This window comes from Adlercreutzia sp. ZJ473, assembly GCF_013185065.1.
Taxonomy (GTDB): domain Bacteria; phylum Actinomycetota; class Coriobacteriia; order Coriobacteriales; family Eggerthellaceae; genus CAAEEV01.
On sequence record NZ_JAAVTO010000110.1, the window covers coordinates 1 to 1,747 of the forward strand.

Genomic DNA, 1,747 nt, shown 5'->3' on the forward strand with positions numbered 1-1,747 from the left:
TGACGCCGCGCTCGACGATCCTCATGCAGCCCAGGGACAGCAGGCAGCGCCTGCGCATGCGCTCGAAGGTCTCGAGCCCGCAGCTCATGCGCTTCATCACCTTGATGGAGTTGTTGAGTCCCCATATGACCCGGATCCTGTCAAGCGGGCGCAAGGAGAGGCCCCTCGTCCGTCGGCGAGGGATCTCTCTCCATATGCATCGACCCTGTGGTGCGGATCCCGTTGCCTAACGCCTCAAAGCGTCGTATCGCGACACCCTCAGATCCGTGGATACCGCACGCGGCCCACACTTCAACGGCTCGTTCGGGGCTTTCCGCCGAAGGATCGTTCTCTTCGTCATCCTTCTGTCGCGCATACCGCGCGAGCGCGGCGCGCAGGTCTCAATCGCGGGTTCCCCTCGCGTTGGAGCAGATGCTACCTCAGGGCGGTTGCCCTGCTTCGCTGCTTCGTCACGCTCGACGACGCAGCCAATGGCCCAGAGCCACCGCGCCATCTCGCTTACGGCTGCCATCTTGGCCTTGTTGGCGTGGATGCCCCGGGCAACGAGGCTCGTGTAGCGCTTGTGGACGCGGTGCGTCGCCTTGCGCGCCATGACTCTCGGCTCCTCGCTGACTTCGTGCCCCGCGGCGGGCTGCTTCATGTTCCTGTTGAAGCGCCTGACGGCGGACGCGCCCTCGGTGAGCGCACGCCTCAGGTGGGAGTTTCCGCATTTGGTGATGCGGCCGTGCGCCCGGTGCTCCCCGCTGGAGCTCTCGGAGGGGGCGCACCCTATCCAGGACGTGGCGGATCTCCCGCTCCTGAAGCGGGAGAACCGGCCGAACTCGGCCGCCGTGAGGAAGGCCGTCCTCGTGTCGATGCCCTTGACGAGAACGAGCGCGTCCACATAGGGCTTCCATCTCGGCTCTGCGCACAAGGTTGCTATCTGGGAGTCGAGGTGCGCCACGAGTTCTTCGTCAAGACGGATGCTCTCCCTGCAGGAGGCGAGCGCCTCGCGAGCGCCCTCGCCCTCGAGGGCGATTCCGTCCAGCCAGCGGTCGAGCCTGGTTCCCCACGACTTGACGCGGTTTCCGCTTGCGGTCTTCTCGTTCCAGACGCATCCATGACGCAAGAGCAGGGCGCGCAGCCGCTGCTTGGCGTCGGCGACGATCTGCCTCGCGTCTTCCCGCGCGCGTGCGATGTCGCGCGCGGCCTCGACCTCGTAGGGCGGCACCCACACGGGCGCGCGGCCCTCGTCATCGGGCTTCAAGGGCTCTGCGAGCAGTCTCGAGGCATCGCGGGAGTCGGTCTTGCCCTTTTTGTCCTTCGCGGATCGCGCTATGCTCGACGTCGCTATGACATCGCAGTCGATGCCGATGCCCCGCAGGTCACGGCAGAGCGAGAAGCCGCTGCCGCCGGCTTCGTACGCGGCGTAGCAGGGGCCTTCGAAGCTGGCCCTCATCCACGCTGCTATGTCGTAGGCGCTCGGGCAGTCGGAGAAGCGCCTGCGCTCGACCTTTCCGCTCGACCACTCGAGCCCCTTGACCGTGACGGAGCGGGCGCGGGCGCCCGTTCCGAAGACGCCGCGGTGCTCACGGTAGATGGTGTAGTTGCTCATGGGCAGCCTCCTTCTCCCTGCGCGGCGCCTGGGGCCGCGCCTGTCTTGCGCTATGTCGGGGAGTCTGTCGTCTCCCGAACCCTGGGTGCCTGGCGGCAGGGCGGGCTGCTTCGGGCAGCCCCGCGTCTGGATCCGGGTCATATTGTCTTCGGC

The 1,747-nt window shown here is 66.9% G+C and carries 1 protein-coding gene; it reads right to left on the minus strand.

The window, feature by feature from the left end:
- Positions 1-226 precede the first annotated feature (226 nt).
- On the minus strand, positions 227-1,594 hold the full coding sequence (locus tag HRL41_RS11855; protein ID WP_172137197.1) for an IS110 family transposase: 1,368 nt from the start codon (positions 1,592-1,594) through the stop codon (positions 227-229).
- Between the last annotated feature and the right edge of the window lie 153 nt (positions 1,595-1,747).